The following is a 19,699-nucleotide window of genomic DNA, read 5'->3' as shown; positions in this document are numbered from 1 at the left end:
CGAAGGGACGAACATGACTGAACTCAAGCCCGACCTCGGCCGCGTAGGGGTCTGGACCTTCGGGTCGCCGGGACCCGAAGCAGCCGTCGAAATCGAGAAGCTCGGATATGGCTCACTGTGGGTCGGCGGGTCGCCGGCGGCCGACCTGTCGTTCGTCGAACCGATTCTCGAACAGACGCAGACGCTTACGGTGGCCACGGGCATCGTCAACATCTGGACGGCCGACGCCAACGAGGTCGCGGACTCCTATCACCGCATCGAGAAGGCGTACCCGGGCCGCTTCCTGCTCGGTGTCGGCGTCGGGCATCCGGAGCACACGCAGGAGTACCGCAAGCCGTACGACGCACTGGTCGACTACCTCGACGTGCTCGACGCCAAGCAGGTGCCGACCAGCCGGCGGGTGATCGCCGCGCTGGGCAAGAAGGTGCACGAGCTGGCAGCGAAGCGCAGCGCGGGCGCACACCCGTATCTGACGACGCCGGAGCACACCGCGCAGGCACGCGAATGGATCGGCTCCTCGGTGTATTTGGCGCCCGAGCACAAGGTGGTGCTGACAACGGACGCCGACGAAGCCCGCGCGATCGGCCGCAAGACCGTCGACTTCTACCTAAATCTGAGCAACTACCTGAACAATTGGAAGCGGCTCGGTTTCACCGACGAGGACATCGCGAAGCCCGGCAGCGACAAGCTGATCGACGCGGTGGTTGCCCATGGCAGCGCCGACGACATCGCCAAGCGGCTGGGCGAGCACCTGGCCGCGGGCGCTGATTCGGTGTTGATTCAGGTGCTCGGCGGCGACGACAAGCTGTTGCCGACCCTGACCGAACTGGCGGGGCCACTCGGGCTGAAGGGCTGAATGCCGGACCGTCCGCCGGCGGCCCGCTAGGGTTTGACCATGCGGTTGCTGGTCACCGGTGGCGCGGGTTTCATCGGCGCCAACTTCGTGCACAGTAGTGTGCGCGAGCGCCCCGAGGACGCTGTGACGGTGCTCGATGCGCTGACCTATGCGGGCAGCCGCGAGTCGTTGACCCCGGTTGAGGACGATATCCGCTTGGTGCAGGGCAATATCACCGATGCAGAGTTGGTGGCCAAGCTCGTCGCCGAGGCGGATGCGGTCGTGCACTTCGCAGCGGAAACCCACGTCGACAACGCACTGTTCGACCCCGAGCCGTTCGTGCACACCAATGTCGTCGGCACCTACACGGTGTTGGAGGCTGTGCGCCGCCACGGGGTTCGGCTGCATCACGTGTCGACCGACGAGGTGTACGGCGACCTCGGACTGGGCTCCGCGCAACGGTTCACCGAGTCGACGCCCTACAACCCGTCCAGCCCCTATTCGTCGACCAAGGCCGGCGCCGATCTGCTGGTGCGCGCGTGGGTGCGCTCCTACGGCGTTGCCGCGACGATCTCGAACTGCTCCAACAACTACGGCCCCTATCAACACGTGGAGAAGTTCATCCCGCGCCAGATCACCAACGTGTTGTCGGGCCGACGCCCCAAGCTGTACGGCACCGGCGCGAACGTTCGCGACTGGATTCACGTCGAGGACCACAACAGCGCGGTGTGGCGAATCCTCGCCGACGGTCAGATTGGTCGCACGTATCTCATTGGCGCAGAAGGAGAACGGGACAATCTATCGGTCATGCGCAGCATTCTGCGGCTGATGGATCGCGATCCTGATGACTTCGATCACGTCACCGACCGGGCCGGACACGACCTCCGCTACGCGATCGACCCGTCAACGCTGTACAACGAACTGGGCTGGGCTCCCAAGCACACCGACTTCGAGGACGGCCTTCGCGACACCATCGACTGGTATCGCAACAACGAATCCTGGTGGCGCCCACTGAAAGACGCGGTCGAGGCCGAGTACGAGGAGCGTGGCCAGTGAAAGCTCGTGAGCTGTCCGTCGCCGGTGCGTGGGAGATCACTCCGCAGGTGCACACCGATTCGCGTGGCCTGTTCTTCGAATGGTTCACCGATTCGGCATTCACCGAGTTCGCGGGGCACCCGCTCGATCTGCACCAGGCCAACTGCTCGGTGTCGTCGGCGGGCGTGCTGCGCGGCGTGCATTTCGCCCAGCTGCCGCCGAGTCAGGCGAAATACGTGACGTGTCTGCACGGGTCGGTGTTCGACGTGGTCGTCGACATCCGGGTCGGTTCACCGACATTCGGCAAATGGGATGCCGTGGTGCTCGACGCGCAAGACCGCCGCACGGTCTACATCTCCGAGGGACTTGGCCACGCCTTCCTGGCACTCGACGACGACTCGACGGTCATGTACCTGTGCTCTGCGGGCTACGCCCCCGGTCGCGAACACACGATCAACGCCCTCGATCCGGCGCTGGACATCGCATGGCCCTCGGTGGACGGCGAACCGATCCTCTCCGACCGCGATCGCGAGGCTCCGACGCTGTCGGAAGTGCAGGCTGCCGGCCTCCTGCCGACCTGGGACGAGACGCGCGCCTTCATCGACCGGCTTCGCCGATGATCGAAGTCGGTTATGACGTTCGAGACAGAATCGCTTACGTCACGCTCAATCGGCCGGCCTCGAAGAACGCGGTTACGCCGGACATGCACGACGAGCTTTGCCGCGTGTGGGCCGACTTCCGTGACAACGATGAGGCCGATGTCGCGATCCTGACGGGTACCGGTGACGCCTTTTGCGCAGGCGCCGATCTCGCGACCTATGTGCCGCTCAATTACGTGGACGCCTCGCCGAGTCGGGTTCGGGACATCGTCGACCTCGGATTCGGCGGCATCACCCGCGGGCTGCATCGAATCACCAAGCCGACCATCGCCGCCGTCAACGGGTGGGCATTGGCCGGAGGGCTCGAACTGGCGATGGCCTGCGATCTGCGAGTGGCTTCCGATCGCGCGATGTTCGGATCGTTCGAAGCGCGGCGCGGGTTTCATCACGGTGACGGCGGAATCACCCGGCTGGTCAACACATGCGGCGTCGGCGTGGCAATGCAGATGGTCCTCACCGCCGAGCCGATCGACGCCCAACGCGCTTTGCAATGCAACATGGTGGCGAAAGTCGTTCCCCACGAACAGCTTATGGACGCGGCTGAGCTGCTGGCCCATCAGATCCTGCGCAACTCTCAACGAGCGGTCCGCTCCGCCAAGGAGACCGTCCTAGAAGTCGTCGGTAAGCCGCTGGACGATCAGCTACGGATCGAGGGCTGGAACTCCTACACCTGCGTCGACAAGAACGAGGCTCGTACCTTGTTGAGTCAGTTCTTCGACAAAACAGATGTTGGCCGGGCCGGTACCCACCCCGAAACGTGATTCGTCACGCGCCGATACCCAATTTCGCCAACGTGACCTCCGCAGCGACGAGGTCTTGCGCGCCGATCCCGACGAATTTCGCGATGGTGACGTCGTTTTCCGACGTGCGGCCCGCAGTCTTGCCGGAGATCACCTCACCCAACTCGCCCGACAACTCTTCCAATGCGTACCGGCCACTGCACATCGCTCGGTGAACATCGCCGTTGGCTGCGGCGCTTTCTCGCGTGTCGACAAAGACGCGAGCATGTCGAAGCGCCGTTGAATCGAGTTCGCACTTGGTGGCATCGTCGGCGCCGACTGCGGTGATGTGCATACCCGGATGCAACCACGCGCCCTGCACCAGCGGTTCACGCGCCTGCGTCGCGGTGATCAAGACGTCCGCGCTGCGAACGGCCTCTTCGATATCGGACTCACAACGGATGTCGACACCCGGCAGTCTTCCACTCAGCCGCGCCTTGAGCTGCTGGGCCTTCTGCGAATTGCGGGCCCAGATCAACAAATTCGAGAAGGGGCGTTCGCCGTAGAGCGCCAAGGGCTGCCAATAAGCTTGTACGCCGGCGCCGAGCACAGCGACGGTCTGCACGGCGGACGGCGCGAGCAGGCGAGCAGCGAGCGCGCCTGCCGCGGCGGTCCGGACGTCTGAGAGGTAATGCTCATCGTTCAACAGTGCGATCGTTCGCCCCGTCTTGCTGTCGAAGACACCGACGAAACCGCCTTGCGGTGACCCGCTTTCGACGTTTGCGTTGAACCACGGCGACACCTTGACGATGTATACGCCGTGGCCGCGCAGGGTGCCGGTCTTGACATAGACATCACCCAGTTCGCGGGTCTCGGCGGGAAACATGACGACCAGACCATTGTCGGCAAGACCCGCGCTCGACTCCTCAAACGCCCGTGACACTGGTTCGATCAGATCCTCGAAACCGACACAGGCCCGGATGTCGCTTGCAGAGATTGCCGTTGTCACGGAAGTACCTCGATCATGCCGTGGCCTACGAATGAGACATCGCCGCCTACTTTTACTGTTTCGATGTGCTCTGCGCTGCCTTCCGGCAACACGCGCAATTGACTTGGGCGGCCGGTGAATCGGCCCTGATTCAGGGTGAAGCTGTCACCGCCGCGGATCAGTCCGTGGCGTAGTCGGTAAGCGCCGATCGTGCCTGCGGCGCTACCGGTGGCAACATCCTCGATGATTCCGTCGTTGTTCCAGTGCCGCACTTCGACAGCGGATTCGTCGAACACCACCGCGAACTGGGCGTTGACTTCCGTCAGTAATTCCGTGATGTCGCTTCTGATTCGAGCCCGCGCCAAGACGCCCGGCCGGACCGGCACGATCAGATAGCGAAGTCCGGTGCTGACCACTTCGACGGGTAGGTCTGCGGCGAGATCCGCCGGCGCGAGGTTCAAGGCACGGGCGATGTCACCCGCGTCACCGAGCGAACCCAGAAAGTCCGGCGGGCCCTGGTCGAGCCAACCCGAATAGCCGCCTGCGGTAGCTTTGGTCGCGACTTCGACAGTCCTACTTGGCAGTTCGAAACGCCAGGTTTTCCTGCCTGCCGCCTGGGAGCGCTCATGGATGACGGCCGCCGCCCCGATGATCGGGTGTCCCGCGAAGGGCAATTCGTCGAAGAGATCGAAGATGCGGGCCCGGACGGTGCATGCCTGTTCTGACGGTTGGAGAAAGATCGCTTCGAAATGGCGCAACTCCTGGGTGATGCGCAGCATCTGGTCCGCAGTCAACTCCGGAGTGTCGTAGAACACCGGTAAGCTGTTGCCGCCGAAGGGAATCTCACTGAAGACGTCGACATGGCGATAGGCGAGATTCACCGCATTCTCGTCACAGCTCGGACTTCAGAATGTCGGTGAACCGTGTGATGGCCGACTCGTCACGGCGATAAAAGGTCCAGCCTTTCTTGCGCGTCGCCGTCAAGAGTCCAGCCTCGGTCAACAAGGTGAGGTGACGCGATGCGGTTGCAGCCGCGATGCCCAGCTTGTCCCGGATGAAGTCGGCGCAGACACCATCCCTGATGAGATCACCGTCGGTCTGCGGCGGGAAGTTCGCAATCGGATCTTTGAGCAAGGACAGGACTTCCAGTCGCACGGGACTCGAAACGGCCTTGATCGTCTTGAGTAGCGCACCGGGTGCATCCACCGATTCGCTATTTCGCATAAATGCAAACTAGCCTCCGCGGTCCCCTATGTCAACGCCCGTCTCGGGTCACTTGCCACACCGAGCGCTCCAATACTAGGATGTCCTAGTATTCAGCCATTCGGGCGAGGGACAGACTCATGACCACACAGATTTCGCATTTCATCGACGGCAAGCGCACCGCCGGACAGTCGACGCGTACCGCCGACGTGATGAATCCCAGCACTGGCGAGGTGCAGGCCAAGGTGCCGATGGCATCACGGGCCGATGTCGACGCCGCGGTCGCAGGCGCTGCCGAGGCCCAGAAGGAGTGGGCGGCGTGGAACCCCCAGCGCCGGGCCCGCGTGATGATGAAGTTCATCGACCTGGTCAACCAGCACCTAGAAGAGTTGGCGGAACTCCTCAGTTTGGAGCATGGCAAGACGGTCGCCGACTCCAAGGGCGACATCCAGCGCGGCATCGAGGTCATCGAGTTCGCGATCGGCATCCCACACCTGAGCAAGGGTGAGTACACCGAAGGGGCAGGCCCCGGTATCGATGTGTACTCACTGCGCCAGCCACTCGGCGTCGTCGCGGGTATCACGCCGTTCAACTTCCCCGCGATGATCCCGCTGTGGAAGGCGGGCCCCGCGCTCGCGTGCGGCAACGCGTTCATCCTCAAGCCCAGTGAACGCGACCCGTCAGTGCCCGTCCGGCTGGCCGAACTGTTCCTGCAGGCCGGCTTGCCGCCCGGCGTCTTCCAGGTGGTGCACGGCGACAAGGAAGCCGTCGACGCGATCCTCGAGCACCCGGTCATCCAGGCCGTCGGCTTCGTCGGCAGCTCCGACATCGCGCAGTACATCTACTCCGGCGCGGCGGCACACGGCAAGCGTGCGCAGTGCTTCGGCGGCGCGAAGAACCACATGATCGTGATGCCCGACGCGGACATGGACAACGCGGTCGACGCGTTGATCGGCGCGGGTTACGGCAGTGCCGGCGAGCGCTGCATGGCCATCAGCGTGGCCGTGCCCGTCGGCGAGCAGACCGCAGACCGGCTGCGCGCCAGGCTGATTGAACGCGTCAACAACCTGCGCGTCGGTCACAGCCTCGACCCGAAGGCCGACTACGGCCCGCTGGTCACCGAAGCGGCACTGGCCAGGGTGAAGGACTACATCGGCCAGGGCGTGGCCGCGGGAGCAGAGGCGGTGGTCGACGGCCGCGAACGCACCAGCGACGACCTGCAGTTCGGCGACGCCAACCTCGAGGGTGGCTACTTCATCGGCCCCACCCTGTTCGACCACGTCACCCCCGACATGTCGATTTACACCGACGAGATCTTCGGCCCGGTGCTGTGCATCGTGCGCGCCAAGGATTACGAGGAGGCGCTCGCGCTGCCGTCCGAACACGAATACGGCAACGGCGTGGCGATCTTCACCCGTGACGGCGACACCGCGCGCGACTTCGTGTCCCGCGTTCAGGTCGGCATGGTGGGCGTCAACGTGCCGATCCCGGTGCCGGTGGCCTACCACACCTTCGGCGGCTGGAAGCGGTCCGGTTTCGGCGATCTCAATCAGCATGGCCCGTCGTCGATCATGTTCTACACCAAGACCAAGACGGTGACGCAGCGTTGGCCGGCGGGTAGCCATGGCGCCGAGTTCGTCATCCCGACCATGAAGTAAATGGACTACTTCGGGTTGGACGACGACGAACGCGTGATCGCCGAGACGGCGGCCGCGTTCGCCGAAAAGCGCCTTGCGCCATACGCATTGGAGTGGGATGCCGAGCACCACTTCCCCACCGACGTATTGCGCGAGGCGGCCGAGCTCGGGATGGCGGCCATCTACTGCCGCGACGACGCGGGCGGCAGCGAGCTGCGTCGGCTCGATGCGGTGCGCATCTTCGAGGAGCTCGCGAAAGCGTGCCCGGCCATCGCGGCGTTCCTGTCGATACACAACATGTGCGCATGGATGATCGACAGCTTCGGTACCGATCAGCAACGCAAGTCGCTGGTGCCGCGGCTGGCGTCAATGGAGGCCATCGCCTCCTACTGCCTGACCGAACCGGGCGCGGGTTCGGACGCCAGTGCGTTGCGTACGAAGGCCGTCCGCGAGGGTGGTGATTACGTCATCGACGGTGTCAAGCAGTTCATCTCCGGTGCAGGCACCTCCGATGTCTATGTCGTGATGGCCCGCACGGGTGCGGATGGCCCCCGCGGCATCTCCGCGTTCGTCGTCGAAAAGGACACGCCGGGGCTGAGTTTCGGCGCCGAGGAGCAGAAGATGGGCTGGAACGCGCAGCCCACCGCGCAGGTCGTGTTCGAGGGCGTCCGCGTGCCCGCCGACGCGATGCTGGGGGGCGCCGACGGCGAAGGCACCGGGTTCGGTGTCGCGATGAACGGGCTGAACGGCGGCCGGATCAACATCGCCGCCTGCTCGCTTGGCGGGGCGCAGGCCGCCTTCGACAAGGCGTCGAGTTACCTTGCCGACCGCCAGGCGTTCGGCGGCTCGCTGCTCGATGAACCCACCGTGCGGTTCACGCTCGCCGACATGGCCACCGCGTTGCAGACGTCGCGAACCTTGTTGTGGCGCGCGGCAACTGCGCTCGACGAGAATCATCCCGACAAGGTCGAGCTGTGCGCGATGGCCAAGCGCTACGTCACCGACGCCTGCTATGACGTCGCCGATCAAGCACTGCAATTGCACGGCGGCTACGGCTATCTGCGCGAGTACGGGCTGGAGAAGATCGTCCGCGATCTGCGGGTGCACCGCATCCTCGAGGGAACCAATGAAATCATGCGTGTGGTCATCGGTCGGGCAGCGGCTGCCCGGGCCCGCGCGTCCGCGTAAGGAGAGCAGATGACCACGATCGCGTTCTTGGGCTTGGGCCACATGGGCGGCCCGATGGCTGCGAACCTCGTCGCGGCCGGGCACACTGTGCGTGCCTTCGATCCCGTCGCTGCGCTCAAGGAAGCCGCCGCCGAAAAGGGCGCAGAGGCCTTCGACAGCGGAGCCGAGGCGGTGGCCGAAGCCGATGTGGTGATCACGTCGCTGCCCAACGGCGCTGTGGTGAAGGCGGTATACGCCGAGGCGCTGCCCGCCGCCCGAGAGGGCGCGTTGTTCATCGACACCTCAACGATCTCGGTCGACGACGCGCGCGAGATCCATACGCAGGCGGCCGAACGCGGCATCGCCCAACTCGACGCGCCGGTCTCAGGCGGAGTCAAGGGTGCGACCGCGGGGACTCTTGCGTTCATGGTCGGCGGTGAAGACGACGCCGTCGAACGTGCGCGGCCCGTGCTGGAACCGTTGGCGGGCAAGATCATTCACTGCGGCGCTTCAGGTACCGGCCAGGCCGCCAAACTGTGCAACAACATGGTGCTGGCGGTCCAGCAGATCGTCGCGGGCGAAGCCTTCGTCCTCGCCGAGAAGTTGGGACTCTCCGCGCAGGCGCTGTTCGATGTGATCACCGGCGCTACCGGCAACTGCTGGGCCATCCACACGAATTGCCCAGTGCCAGGGCCGGTTCCGACATCACCGGCCAATAACGATTTCCAGCCCGGGTTCGCGACCGCGTTGATGAACAAGGACATCGGCCTTGCGATGGACGCGGTCAACTCGACCGGATCCTCCGCGCCACTGGGCAGCCACGCAGCCGAGATCTATGCGAAGTTCGCGGCCGACCACGCCGACAAGGACTTCAGCGCGGTCATCGAGATGATCCGCAACGGCTAGAACGGTGCGGGCAATTCGTTGCGCGCGCGTTCGGCCTTGATCCAGGCGGCGTATTCGGCAGCACGGGTACGCCGTCGCCTTGGCATCATCAGGCCGCGGTCGCCGGTGCTCGGCACCACGATCGACGGGGGCGGAAGGTCGGCGGTCGTGGTGTCCCATGTCTCGAAGAACAGCCGACTGCCAGGTTTGGTCACGTATTTCCTGCCGGTCGGTGAGATCCAAATGACTGTGCCATCCGGCAACTGAATATCCTGCCATCCGCCAAACGTCTTCATCAGATGGTTGGTTCGACACAGACACTTGATGTTTGACGCGTGGGTCGGCCCGACCGGATAGGGGATGGTGTGGTCGAGGTCGCAGCGATCGGCCGGCACGTCGCAGCCGGGCGCGCGGCAGTACAGATCTCGCAATCGCACGAACTCAGCCAGCTCTGCCGACGGTCGATAGTGTGGTTCGGGCTCTTCGGCGGGCGTGGTGATCGGGCGGACCTTGGCGCCGCCGCGAATCAGCTGCGCCAGCAACGGTGTCGGCACGATGCCCTCACCGACGATCATTGCCGCGGGCCGCGTGGCATTGCGTGGCTCAGTTGCGGCGTCGACCGCCGATTGTTCGGCCAGTACCCGGATCACCACGTTGGACGAGATCGGCGCATCCCCCGCCGGGCATGTCTGCGAACCGCATTGGCACGCCAGACGGAAGCTGCCCGCGGCGATGGCGCCGACCGCGTCCGAACGGCGCTCGCCGATGGTGCGGGGATCGTCGTCGCAGACTCCCTGCACCATCTGTGCGATGCGACGCTTGAGCACCGCCGCGTCCGTGGCCAGCAGCCTGCCCCACACCGACGTCGTCTCGGCCGGATCGTCGAGATCCCCGATCGAGAAGTCCCGACTGCGCGTGGATGATTCAGAGCGGCGCACGGCCGCCGGGTCGAATCGCAGGATCCACCCGTCGATCGCCTCATCGAGTCTCTGCTCCGAGAGCGGACCCCACTTGGTCGCTCCCTCGGCGAGCGCGGCGTCGATGAGGGCCAGCGCCTCGGCGTCTTCCACGAGTTGGGTGCGCCAGGTGATCGCGGAGACCACTCGCGAACTGAGCGTGCCACGCATATACAGCGCCGCCACACGGGGCAGACGGTCGCGCAGCGCGGCGGCGATCCGCATCTCCTTCGAGGCTCGTCGCTGCCCCACCGTCATCGCGGCCGCCACCTCGGCGGCGGCCGAGGCCCAGCCGTCGAACGCCCAGTCGGCCCGCTCATCGTCAACGACTCGGCGACGAGCGAGCTCGGCGATGGCAGCCAACCGGCGGGCCCCGGCAGCAGCTTCTGCTCGCGTGCCCTCCTCGATGGCGGCGACGACCGTCGCGTCATCCGCCGCCGAGAACTCCGTATCGAACACACTTGCGACTATGCCACCGCGCACCGACGTTTCGAAAAAGTTATCCACAGCCGCAACTTGATCCACAGATTCTGGCCCTCAACACATTTGGACTTGACAGCAGGCTCTACGGAATAAATGGCGACCTGCATTGCTTGTGGCGTTAGTGAGCTTCCCCGTGCGCGTTGCCGTTCAGATTCAGCCCGCCGACACTCCTGACTACGCCACGTGGCGGCAGGCCGTCCTGCAGGCCGAGGAGATCGGGGTGGACGTCATCTTCGGTTATGACCACTTCCATGCGCCGTTCATCGAGTCGATCGCGGATGCGAAACCGGTGCTGGCTGAGGTTCAGCCGGATGTGAACAACTTCGAGGGCTGGACCGCGCTGGCGTCCTGGGGCGAGATCACCACCCGCGCCGAAATCGGCCTGCTCGTAGCGGGGATCGGCTACCGCAACCCCGATCTGCTCGCGGACATGGCACGCACCGTCGACCACATCAGCGGTGGCCGGGCCATCCTGGGCGTCGGCGCCGGTTGGTACGAGAAGGATTACACCACTTACGGTTTCGATTTCGGAACGGTCAAATCGCGGGCGGACCTCTTCGATGAGGGCTTGCTGCGCATCGAGCGCCGGTTCGAGCTGCTGCAGCCGCCACCGCTGCGCAAAATACCGATCCTGATCGGCGGATCCGGTCCCAAGCGCACCTTGCCCGCCGTCGCACGCCACGCCGACATCTGGCATACGTTCCTGCCCATCGACTCCTACCGCGAGGCCAGCGCCCGTGTCGCCGACCTCGCGGCCGGATTCGGGCGCGCCGACAGCGATATCGAGCGCTCGACGTTGTGGACCGATCCGCAGTCGGCGGACGACTACCTGGCCGCCGGAGCCACGTTGTTCCACACCGAGGTCCGCGCGTCGGAAGGCAAGTACGACCTCAGCACAGTGGAGAAGCTGGTCGACTGGCGCGACACGAAGCGCTGATCAGCGCTGCTTTCGCACCCCGAGCACATCGCGGAACAGCGCCTGCCGAAGCGCCAGTTCCCGCGGATCGCTGAACGGGTACAGGCCCATCCGGTTCATCACATAGGCAAACCCCACCCCGGTGTCCGGGTCGGCGAACGCGAAAGACCCTCCGGCACCAGGGGTTCCGAACGCTGTGCTCGACGAGCCGAACACCCACGCGGATGTCGGCTTGTTGAAACCAAGCGAGTACGACGTGTCCGCCTGGCCCACGAAATCCCGAACGCCCTTGGTCGGGGCCACGGCAGGCGCCTTCAACGCCTCCAGCGCACGGGCAGTCAAGCCAAGTTCGGCACCACCGACGGCTGCGACGCCGTACAGCTTGGCAAGCGATCGCGCGGTTCCGGTGCCGTTGCCCGCCGGTATCTCGAGCGCGCGGATCTCGTCGCTGTTGATGTCGACGTCCTTCTTGCCGTCGGCCAGTGCAATGGCTCGCGCCGACAGGCCGAACGGATTGACCAAGGCGAGCAACTGGCGCAGCGGCATCGAAAAGGCTTGTCGCGCCGCTGTGGCCTTCGACGGGGTACGCAGATCGGCCACCCGGGCGCGACCGATGTCGGACGGCAGGCCGATGTAGAAGTCCAACTCGAGTGGCTGCGCGATCTCCTCGTCGAAGAACCTCGCGACGGTGCGGCCACGCGCATCGACTTGCCGAATCAGTTCCGACGCATACCAACCCAGCGTCAGCGCGTGGTAACCATGCCGGGTCCCTGGTGACCACAGCGGAGGCTGGGCCGCGAGCTTGGCCGACATCGCTGCGGGATCGGTGAGGTCGGAATACGTCAACGGCGGATCGATGACCACCAGCCCGGCCTGATGCGAAAGCAGTTGCCGCACAGTGATGGCGCCCTTGCCTGCCTGCGCGAACTCCGGCCAGTAGTCGGCGACCTTGGCGTCGAAGTCGATCAGCCCACGCGACACCGCGAGCGCAACTGCCAGCGCCGTAACGCCTTTCGTGGCCGAGAACACCGTGATGAGCGTGTCGCGCTCCCACGGCTCCAGCGTGGCCTCGTTGCGGTAACCGCCCCAGAGGTCGACGACCTTGCGGCCGTCGTGGTAAACCGCAACTGCGGCACCGGCCTCCCGACCGCTTTCCAGGTTGCGACGAAACGCGTCGGCGACTTTTCCGTAACCCTCTTCGACGTCGCCGCCGACGAGGTCTGGCGAGATCTTCAATTTCGCAGGCATGTCAGCGCGATAGTAATCGCGCTTCCTGCGAGACCGCTTGTCGAGGCGTTAGGCGGCAGACCTCTTGTGCGCGGCCCACCAGCTGCCGTGCAGACGTTGGCAATCCGCGATGGTCAGCGATTCGCCGGTGCAGTAGTCGGAGCGAACCGCCACAGCAGCAGGGATGTCAGGCGTTCCGTCGCCGGTGACGACAACCGTCGCGAGACCCGCGGTGGTCGCCGAGCGCAGCCCCGATGCGGACCCAGTGATCGCCAGCGCGTTCTCAGCGGATATGCCGAGTTCCCACAGCGCGTTCTGAATGGCTTCGCGATCGGGCATCGGCTTCTTCACGTCGTCATTGGTGACAACCGTTTCAACCAGACCGTCGCCGACGAGCTGGCGGATCAGCGGCTCGGCCCAGCTTCGCGGACCGTTCGCGACCACACCCACCCAAACGCCGGCGGCGAACGCATCCATGACGAGGTCAACGAGACCCGGACGCGGCGTCAAATCCGCGTCGTGAACCAACTCGTCGAACATCACGGTCTTGGTCGAGTAGATCTCGTCGGCAAGCAACTGGGTCAGCACATCGGACTCCGTGGAGATCCCCCGCTTGCGCAACTCGGCCGAGACGCGCTGCCGCTCGTCGGGGAGCGCCAGCAGCTGCCGATAACGGCCGACCGTCCACTCGATGTCGAGGCCGTGCGCCGCGAAGGCTGCGTTGTACGCCACGCGGTGGCCGTCGCATTCGATGTCGGTCAGGGCGTCGAGATCAAAGATCACGGCGCGCAGCGGATAGACAACGCTTTGAGTTGTCGCGGTGGCATCCCACCAGAAGCGACCGGCGCGCCACGATTTCTCCTGCGTTGTAGGCATGCAGATAGGGTGTCCCACATCACAGGCGTCGGTCCTCCCCCAATTGGGGGATCGGGCAGGCCAAGTTGTTCTACCTCAGAAAAATCCCAGCTCTAAGGTGGTGCCATGACGTCCAACGGGGCTCCGGTACGCCTTGTGCTCGTCGACGACCACGAAATGGTCATCGAGGGCCTCAAAGCGATGCTTGCCGCCTTCTCGGACCGCGTCGAGGTCGTCGGTCAGGCCGTGGGCGCTGAGCGCGCGCTCAGCGTAATCCGGGAGCTCGACCCCGACATCGTGCTGTGCGACGTCCGAATGCAGGGGGCCAGCGGCCTGGACCTGTGCCTGGAGCTGCGCGAGAGTGACCCGAAGCGCAAGGTCGTGATGCTGTCGGTCTACGACGACGAGCAGTACCTGTTTCAGGCCTTGCGTGTGGGGGCGTCGGGATATCTGCTCAAAAGCATCAGCAGCGACGAGCTCGTCCGTCAGCTCGAGTTCGTGCACAAGGGTGAGACCGCCATTGACCCCGGCATGGCCGCCCGCGCCGTCGACACCGCGGCCCGACTGCAGCGCGATGAGTTCTGGCCGGGTGCGCGCCAAGGCCTGACGCAGCGCGAGAGCGAGATCCTCTCGTTCGTCGTCAACGGGCTGTCCAACCGCGCGATCGCCACCAAGCTGGTGATCGGCGACGAAACCGTGAAGTCGCACCTGCGGTCGATCTATCGCAAGCTCGGCGTCAGCGACCGCACCGGTGCCGTCGCCACCGCGCTGCGGGAGGGGATCTACCAATGAAGCCAACAGCTTCGAACGTCGGCGCCAATGTTCGAGATCTCGTCGACGCCGACCGTGAACTCGCCCTGCTGCGTGAGCTGATCCAGGCCGCGTCGAAGGGCCCCGGCGTCGAACCTCTGGCCGCGGCCGCGGCCCGGATGATCACCGCCGCGACAGCAAGCGATGTGTGCTTTGTGCATGTCCTCGACGACACCGAGCGGTCGCTGACGCTGGCGGGCGCGACGCCGCCGTTCGACGCCGCAGTCGGCGAGGTCAGACTGCCGCTGGGCCAAGGCATCTCCGGCTGGGTGGCCAGCCACCGCGAGCCCGTGGTGATCAGTCACGACAAAGAGGCCGATCCGCGCTACATGCCGTTTGAATCGTTGCGCGGCAAGGACTTCACGTCGATGGTGTCGGTGCCGATGGAAACCGATCCCGGCGGGTTGGTCGGCGTTTTGAATGTGCACACCGTCGAGCGCCGCGAGTTCACCGAACGCGACGTGGAACTGCTGCTCGTCATCGGCCGGCTGATCGCGGGTGCGTTGCATCAGGCTCGGCTGCATCGACAGCTGGTCGCTCGCGAACGCGCACACGAGAACTTCGTCGAACAGGTCATCGAGGCACAGGAGATCGAACGACGAAGGCTCGCAGGCGATATCCACGACGGCATCTCCCAGCGGCTCGTCACGCTGTCCTACCGGCTCGACGCGGCGACGCGGGCCGTCGGCGATCCGGTGATGATGAGCGAGCAGCTGAGCAAGGCGCGCGAGCTCGTCGACCTGACGCTGCAGGAGGCCCGCGCCGCGATCAGCGGGCTGCGGCCGCCGGTGCTCGACGACCTCGGGCTGTCGGGCGGGTTGGCCAGCCTGGCCCGGTCGATCCCGCAGATCATCATGGAGATCGACCTCGACGACACCCGACTGCCCGACCACATCGAACTCGCGCTCTATCGCATCGCCCAGGAGTGTCTGCAGAACGTCGTCAAGCACGCCAAGGCCAGCCGCGCGCGCCTGACGTTCTTCGTCACCAGTGAGGCTGCGCGCCTCGAAATCGTCGACGACGGAGTGGGTTTCGACACGTTCGAGCATCCACTCGGCGGCGACGAGATGGGTGGCTACGGCCTGCTGTCGATGGCCGAGCGCGCCGAGATCGTCGGCGGCAGGCTCAACATCCGCTCGCGCCCAGGCGCGGGAACCGCAGTGACCGCAACGATCCCGCTACCGTCTGCGGTCGCCGACTGCTGACTGGATCTCGTCAGCCACGCGATTCGGCTCGTCGAGCGGGAAAAACAGCCGCCCGCCGGGGATTTCGACAAGACGTGCATTCGGGAAGGCGTCACGCAACCGGTGTGCGACGTCCATTGGGAAGAACGGATCCGCATCACCCCACAACAGCACGACGGGCTTGGTGAACCGCTGCAGCCGTCTCGAGACCTCGACCAGTTCGGCCGCATCGATACCCCGCATGACTTTCGCGGTGTCGCGCCGCACCCCTGGATCGGTCAACGCAGGCGTAATCCAACGACGAGTCAACGCGGGATCCAGCGGCGTGGAGACGTTTTGGTTCTGGATGCGCTGCCGGATCCACGTCGGCCGCATGACCGACATCAGTGCGTAGACCCCTGCGGGCCTGCGTCCGATTTTCAGTACCGGCGTGAACGACGGTGGTGGGAAATGCTCGAAGGCATCGCCGTTGGTGAGCACCAACCGACCGATACGGCTCTCATCGGTGTCGATGGCGAACTGACACAACGCACTTCCGGTGTCACTGCCGACCAGGGTGACATCGGTCAGATCCAGCGCATCGAGGAACGCGGTGATCAGTCGCGCGATCCCGCGCGGCGTCAGATCCGCATCTGGCTGCATGGCGATCGAATGCGCGCCCAGAGGCAGATCGACGGCGTACGAGCGTATGCCGCGCGCTGCGAGTTCATCTGCCACAGGAGTCCACAATTCGCTGTTGACCAATAGTCCGTGCACGAACACGACCGGTGGCTTGGCGCTGTTCGCGGGTCCTGCGAGTCGATACTGAACGCGACCATGGGGCAAATCGATGATGGGCATCGGTACTCCGAACTACGATTGGTGACCACTTACATACCGCATGTATGAGGATACATACGGTATGTATGAGCAGACAAGGACGTTATGGCAGACACCCGCCGGACCCAGGCTGAGCGCGCCGCGGATACCCGTGAGGCCCTGATCGCGGCGGCCCGGCCGTTGTTCGCCCAGCACGGTTTCGCCGACGTGGCACTGGAGACGATCGTGCGCGCAGCGGGTGTGACACGCGGCGCGCTGTACCACCACTTCGCGGACAAGACGGAGTTGTTCGCCGCGGTCTTCGAGCGCGTCGAGGGCGAGGTGGCCGCCCGGCTGACCGAGGCGATGGTGTCGGCCAACGAGGCGGACCCGGTCGAGGTGATGCGACTTGGCGCGAACTTCTGGCTCGACGCCTGCTCTGATCCCGAAATTCAGCGCATCACATTGGTCGATGCGCCTGCCGTCCTCGGGCTGGCCCGATGGACCGAGATCGGGGAACGCTACAACACAGGTCTGGTCCGCGACCTACTCACCAATGCCATTGAGACCGGGCGCATCCCGGCTCAGCCGGTCGAGGCGACCGCGTTGACGATGTTAGGGGCGATGCGCGAAATGACGCTCTACGTCGCGCGCGCCGATGATTACGACCACGCACGAGAAGAAGCCGGAGCGGTCATGGACCGGCTGATCCGGGCGATCACCTCGGTCTGACTAGAAGTCGCCGGAGGTGCGGCGCAGGGTCTCGATGGAATCCGCGAGCGCGCGCGACTGGCTTTCGGACATCCCGATGTCGGCGAACACCTCATTGTTCAGCGTGACGGTCGCGTCCTCGACCGTCGAGCGGCCGAGTTCGGTGATCTGCACCAATGTGGTGCGGCCATCGGTGGGATGCGGCAACCGCTCGACGAGTCCGTCGGCTTCCAGTCGCCGGATCGCGTGGGTGACGCTGGTGACGTGCACCTGCAACCGGTCGGAGGCCTTGGTGATCGGCAGCGCACCGGTGCGGCTGAACGCCAGCAGCCGGAGCAACTCGTACCGGGAAAAGCTGAGGTCATACGGCCGCAACGCTGTCTCCACCCTGGCAAGCAGGATTTGGTGAGCCCGCATCACCGACGTCACCGCGACCATGCCGTCGGCCACATCGCCCCAACCGGCCCGCTGCCAATTCTCGCGCGCGAGCGCGATCGGATCACGCTCGTCGGGTTGCGAAGCCACGCCTCTTCATACCGCATCCACCGGCCGACGCCTGGCAGATTCTCAGCGCAACGCGACCGACGCCACCGCGGCCAGCACGGCGCGAGTGGACTGCCGGTTGCCGACGGTGATGCGCACACCGCCGTCGGCGTAATGGCGAACCTGCAGTTCGGTGCTGTCGAACAGCGCCCGCCACGGCTCACGCCACGGAGGCAGATAGACGAAGTTGGCATGTGCGTCGGTGCTGTAGACGCCCATCGACCGCAGTCGCATACGCAGGTAGCGCCGCTCGGCGGCGATCATCCGAATACGTTGCCGCAGCTGGCTTTCCGCGTCATAAGATGCGGCGACCGCGACCAGGCTGGTGATGCCCATTCCGAACGGCGGCTGCATGGTCCACAGGCGCCGAGCCAGGCCAGGGGCACAGAACCCGTATCCGATCCGCAGGCCGGCCAGCCCATATGCCTTCGAGAAGGTGCGTAGCACAACGACATTCGGATAGCGGTCGACGAGCGCGGGCGCGTCGATCCGATACTCCGGCGACAGGAACTCCACGTAGGCCTCGTCCAGCAATACCACCGTGTCCGAGGGAACCCGCTGCAGGAAGTGCTCGATGTCGGCCGCTGGTTCGACGGTGCCCGTCGGGTTGTGCGGCCGACACACCACGACGACGCGCGCGTCTGCCGCCGCCTCTGCCATGGCGTCCAGGTCGTGACGACCGTGCACATCCAGCGCTACGGTAACCGATTCCAGTCGCGCCATCTGCGCGAAGATCGGGTAGCCGTCGAACGTCGGGTAGCTCATCACCATCTTCTCGCCAGGACTGGTGACGGCATGCAGCACCTGCAGGATCACCCCCGTCGCACCGGCGCCGATCACCACCTGTTCGTCGCGCACGCCGACCCGGCCAGCGATCAACGCACGCAGCCGCTCCGGCAGGAACTCCGGGTACCGGTTCGCCGCGTCAATCGACTCGATCAACGCCGCCCGCACAGCAGGCAGTGGCGGGAACGGATTTTCGTTGAGCGACAACGCCATCGGATTCAGCGCGCTGGGCAGGGCACCAACCGCATCGCTCAATTCGCGCTTGAGTGTGGCCATCAGCGGCCGCCCCACTTGACCGCGGCGGCGCCTGCGAAATCTCCTGCGTGCGCGAACGCTGCCATCATCACCACATCACCCTTCTTCACCGTGCCTTCGGAGATGGCGCGGTCAAGGTTGACCGGGATGCCCGCGGCGAACAAGTTGCCACAGTCGTCGAACGTGTCGACGTGGCGCTCCTTCGGCAGTTCCAGCGCCTCACGCCAGTTACGCAGGAACACCCGGTTCGGCTGGTTCGTCACGAGCAGGTCAAGGTCCTTGGGCTGCATACCGATTCGGTCACACACCGCATATGCAACCTCCGGCACCTGACGGTTGCCCCGGGCAAGCACCTTGGTGATCTTGCTTTCGGTGAACCCGATGTAGGGCTCACCGGATCCAGGCTGCCACCACTTGCGCGGCGGATCCATCACGATAGTCATCTCGCCGGCGTACTCACCGTAGGTACGGCATTCCACATCGAGAATCGGCGACTCGTCCGACAGCGTCACCAACCCGACCGCCGCGCCGTCGCCCGGCACCGACGCCTGCGCCTTCCGACGCACTCCGGGTTGGTCGAACACCTGCCCGGCGGCGTTCTGCGCGATCGCGATCAACGCCGTCTCCCCTGCGCCCGACGACAGCAACTGCCGCGCCATCTGCAGCCCGAGGACGAACGCCGCACATCCACCGTTGTGCAGATCGAGTACCCAATTCGGTTTCATACCAAGGCGATGCGCCATGCCGCCGCCGCCACCATAGAACGGCATATCGGGCACTTGGGTGTGGGTGATCAGGATGTCGACGTTGGCGATGGTGTCGGCACCGTGGCGCTCGATCAGCCCTGCCGCCGCGCGCTGCACCATGTCGATGGCGGTCTCGTCCTCGGCGACGTGGTGGCGAAACTTCGGCGCCCGGAACATCACGTTGTCACGCAGGTCGTCGGAGTCGGCGAACTGTGCGTAATACTCGGCGCTGATCGGCTCACCCGGCAGATACGTCGAAAGGTCGACAAGACTGACTGGCCTCTGCTCGTTCACGCGGGGC

Annotated in this window: 21 protein-coding genes; 11 read left to right on the top strand and 10 right to left on the bottom strand. The window is 65.1% G+C overall.

Annotation, left to right across the window (positions count from 1 at the left end; translation table 11 throughout):
- Positions 1-13: 13 nt before the first annotated feature.
- The 4 genes from J3E61_RS16075 to J3E61_RS16060 are packed head-to-tail and all read left to right on the top strand — an operon-like array spanning position 14 to position 3,290.
- Positions 14-856: an LLM class F420-dependent oxidoreductase gene (locus J3E61_RS16075; RefSeq protein WP_210084212.1), complete on the top strand. Its 843-nt coding sequence runs from the start codon at positions 14-16 to the stop codon at positions 854-856.
- Between the two features lie 39 nt (positions 857-895).
- A complete protein-coding gene (gene rfbB / locus J3E61_RS16070; RefSeq protein WP_210084211.1) occupies positions 896-1,891 on the top strand; it encodes a dTDP-glucose 4,6-dehydratase in 996 nt (331 codons plus the stop codon).
- A complete protein-coding gene (gene rfbC / locus J3E61_RS16065) occupies positions 1,888-2,490 on the top strand; it encodes a dTDP-4-dehydrorhamnose 3,5-epimerase (RefSeq protein ID WP_192721999.1) in 603 nt (200 codons plus the stop codon). The genes rfbB and rfbC overlap by 4 nt, the downstream gene beginning before the upstream one ends.
- On the top strand, positions 2,487-3,290 hold the full coding sequence (locus J3E61_RS16060) for an enoyl-CoA hydratase/isomerase family protein (RefSeq protein WP_192722000.1): 804 nt from the start codon (positions 2,487-2,489) through the stop codon (positions 3,288-3,290). The genes rfbC and J3E61_RS16060 overlap by 4 nt, the downstream gene beginning before the upstream one ends.
- A 4-nt stretch (positions 3,291-3,294) precedes the next feature.
- Here J3E61_RS16060 and J3E61_RS16055 read toward each other — a convergent pair whose 3' ends face one another.
- The 3 genes from J3E61_RS16055 to J3E61_RS16045 are packed head-to-tail and all read right to left on the bottom strand — an operon-like array spanning position 3,295 to position 5,460.
- Positions 3,295-4,257 (bottom strand): hypothetical protein, encoded by a 963-nt coding sequence (locus J3E61_RS16055; RefSeq protein ID WP_210084210.1) that lies wholly within the window; start codon positions 4,255-4,257, stop codon positions 3,295-3,297.
- The gene (locus tag J3E61_RS16050; protein ID WP_210084209.1) at positions 4,254-5,117 is read right to left on the bottom strand and encodes a PhzF family phenazine biosynthesis protein; all 864 of its coding nucleotides are present in this window, start codon (positions 5,115-5,117) and stop codon (positions 4,254-4,256) included. Before J3E61_RS16050 ends, J3E61_RS16055 begins: the two co-directional genes overlap by 4 nt.
- Positions 5,118-5,127: 10 nt before the next feature.
- A complete protein-coding gene (locus J3E61_RS16045) occupies positions 5,128-5,460 on the bottom strand; it encodes a helix-turn-helix transcriptional regulator (protein ID WP_210084208.1) in 333 nt (110 codons plus the stop codon).
- Between the two features lie 119 nt (positions 5,461-5,579).
- Here J3E61_RS16045 and J3E61_RS16040 point away from each other — a divergent pair, with 119 nt between their 5' ends.
- From J3E61_RS16040 to mmsB, 3 genes are read left to right on the top strand one after another with little or no spacing between them, the layout of a single operon-like run.
- Positions 5,580-7,097: a CoA-acylating methylmalonate-semialdehyde dehydrogenase gene (locus J3E61_RS16040; protein WP_192722004.1), complete on the top strand. Its 1,518-nt coding sequence runs from the start codon at positions 5,580-5,582 to the stop codon at positions 7,095-7,097.
- Positions 7,098-8,264, top strand: a complete 1,167-nt coding sequence (locus J3E61_RS16035) for an acyl-CoA dehydrogenase family protein (RefSeq protein ID WP_210084207.1) — start codon at positions 7,098-7,100, stop codon at positions 8,262-8,264.
- A 9-nt stretch (positions 8,265-8,273) separates the two neighbouring features.
- Positions 8,274-9,149: a 3-hydroxyisobutyrate dehydrogenase gene (gene mmsB / locus J3E61_RS16030; protein ID WP_210084206.1), complete on the top strand. Its 876-nt coding sequence runs from the start codon at positions 8,274-8,276 to the stop codon at positions 9,147-9,149.
- On the opposite strand, the gene J3E61_RS16025 is transcribed toward mmsB, so the two are convergent.
- Positions 9,146-10,543: a DUF222 domain-containing protein gene (locus J3E61_RS16025; protein WP_210085587.1), complete on the bottom strand. Its 1,398-nt coding sequence runs from the start codon at positions 10,541-10,543 to the stop codon at positions 9,146-9,148. The two genes, mmsB and J3E61_RS16025, sit on opposite strands and share 4 nt — an antisense overlap.
- 145 nt (positions 10,544-10,688) lie before the next feature.
- On the opposite strand from J3E61_RS16025, the gene J3E61_RS16020 reads away from it, so the two are divergent.
- On the top strand, positions 10,689-11,504 hold the full coding sequence (locus J3E61_RS16020; RefSeq protein ID WP_210084205.1) for an LLM class F420-dependent oxidoreductase: 816 nt from the start codon (positions 10,689-10,691) through the stop codon (positions 11,502-11,504).
- Here J3E61_RS16020 and J3E61_RS16015 read toward each other — a convergent pair whose 3' ends face one another.
- Both J3E61_RS16015 and J3E61_RS16010 read right to left on the bottom strand, forming a co-directional pair.
- Positions 11,505-12,731 carry a beta-lactamase family protein gene (locus J3E61_RS16015; protein WP_210084204.1) on the bottom strand — a complete coding sequence of 409 codons (1,227 nt, stop codon included), beginning with the start codon at positions 12,729-12,731 and terminating at the stop codon, positions 11,505-11,507.
- Positions 12,732-12,779: 48 nt separating this feature from the next.
- A complete protein-coding gene (locus J3E61_RS16010) occupies positions 12,780-13,586 on the bottom strand; it encodes an HAD hydrolase-like protein (RefSeq protein ID WP_192722012.1) in 807 nt (268 codons plus the stop codon).
- Positions 13,587-13,691: 105 nt separating this feature from the next.
- Between J3E61_RS16010 and J3E61_RS16005 the strand changes: the two genes are divergently transcribed.
- Positions 13,692-14,357, top strand: coding sequence for a response regulator (locus tag J3E61_RS16005; protein WP_192722013.1), 666 nt, complete (start codon positions 13,692-13,694; stop codon positions 14,355-14,357).
- Positions 14,354-15,580 (top strand): GAF domain-containing protein, encoded by a 1,227-nt coding sequence (locus tag J3E61_RS16000; protein ID WP_192722014.1) that lies wholly within the window; start codon positions 14,354-14,356, stop codon positions 15,578-15,580. The genes J3E61_RS16005 and J3E61_RS16000 overlap by 4 nt, the downstream gene beginning before the upstream one ends.
- Here the strand turns inward: J3E61_RS16000 and J3E61_RS15995 are convergent.
- Positions 15,554-16,399, bottom strand: coding sequence for an alpha/beta hydrolase (locus J3E61_RS15995; RefSeq protein WP_210084203.1), 846 nt, complete (start codon positions 16,397-16,399; stop codon positions 15,554-15,556). The two genes, J3E61_RS16000 and J3E61_RS15995, sit on opposite strands and share 27 nt — an antisense overlap.
- Positions 16,400-16,483: 84 nt before the next feature.
- On the opposite strand from J3E61_RS15995, the gene J3E61_RS15990 reads away from it, so the two are divergent.
- The gene (locus J3E61_RS15990) at positions 16,484-17,089 is read left to right on the top strand and encodes a TetR family transcriptional regulator (protein ID WP_210084202.1); all 606 of its coding nucleotides are present in this window, start codon (positions 16,484-16,486) and stop codon (positions 17,087-17,089) included.
- Here J3E61_RS15990 and J3E61_RS15985 read toward each other — a convergent pair whose 3' ends face one another.
- Genes J3E61_RS15985 through J3E61_RS15975 form a run of 3 tightly spaced genes read right to left on the bottom strand, consistent with a single transcriptional unit; the run spans position 17,090 to position 19,692 of the window.
- Positions 17,090-17,593: a MarR family transcriptional regulator gene (locus J3E61_RS15985; RefSeq protein WP_192722017.1), complete on the bottom strand. Its 504-nt coding sequence runs from the start codon at positions 17,591-17,593 to the stop codon at positions 17,090-17,092. It lies immediately after the preceding gene.
- A 42-nt stretch (positions 17,594-17,635) separates the two neighbouring features.
- Positions 17,636-18,673, bottom strand: coding sequence for an aminotransferase class I/II-fold pyridoxal phosphate-dependent enzyme (locus J3E61_RS15980; protein WP_192722018.1), 1,038 nt, complete (start codon positions 18,671-18,673; stop codon positions 17,636-17,638).
- Complete coding sequence (locus J3E61_RS15975; RefSeq protein ID WP_210084201.1) at positions 18,673-19,692, bottom strand: 3-oxoacyl-ACP synthase; 1,020 nt, start codon at positions 19,690-19,692, stop codon at positions 18,673-18,675. The genes J3E61_RS15980 and J3E61_RS15975 overlap by 1 nt, the downstream gene beginning before the upstream one ends.
- Positions 19,693-19,699 lie beyond the last annotated feature (7 nt).

It is taken from the genome of Mycobacterium sp. OAE908, from assembly GCF_017872775.1.
In the GTDB taxonomy this organism is placed as follows: Bacteria; Actinomycetota; Actinomycetes; order Mycobacteriales; family Mycobacteriaceae; genus Mycobacterium.
This window is presented reverse-complemented; position numbering and strand designations above follow the sequence as displayed.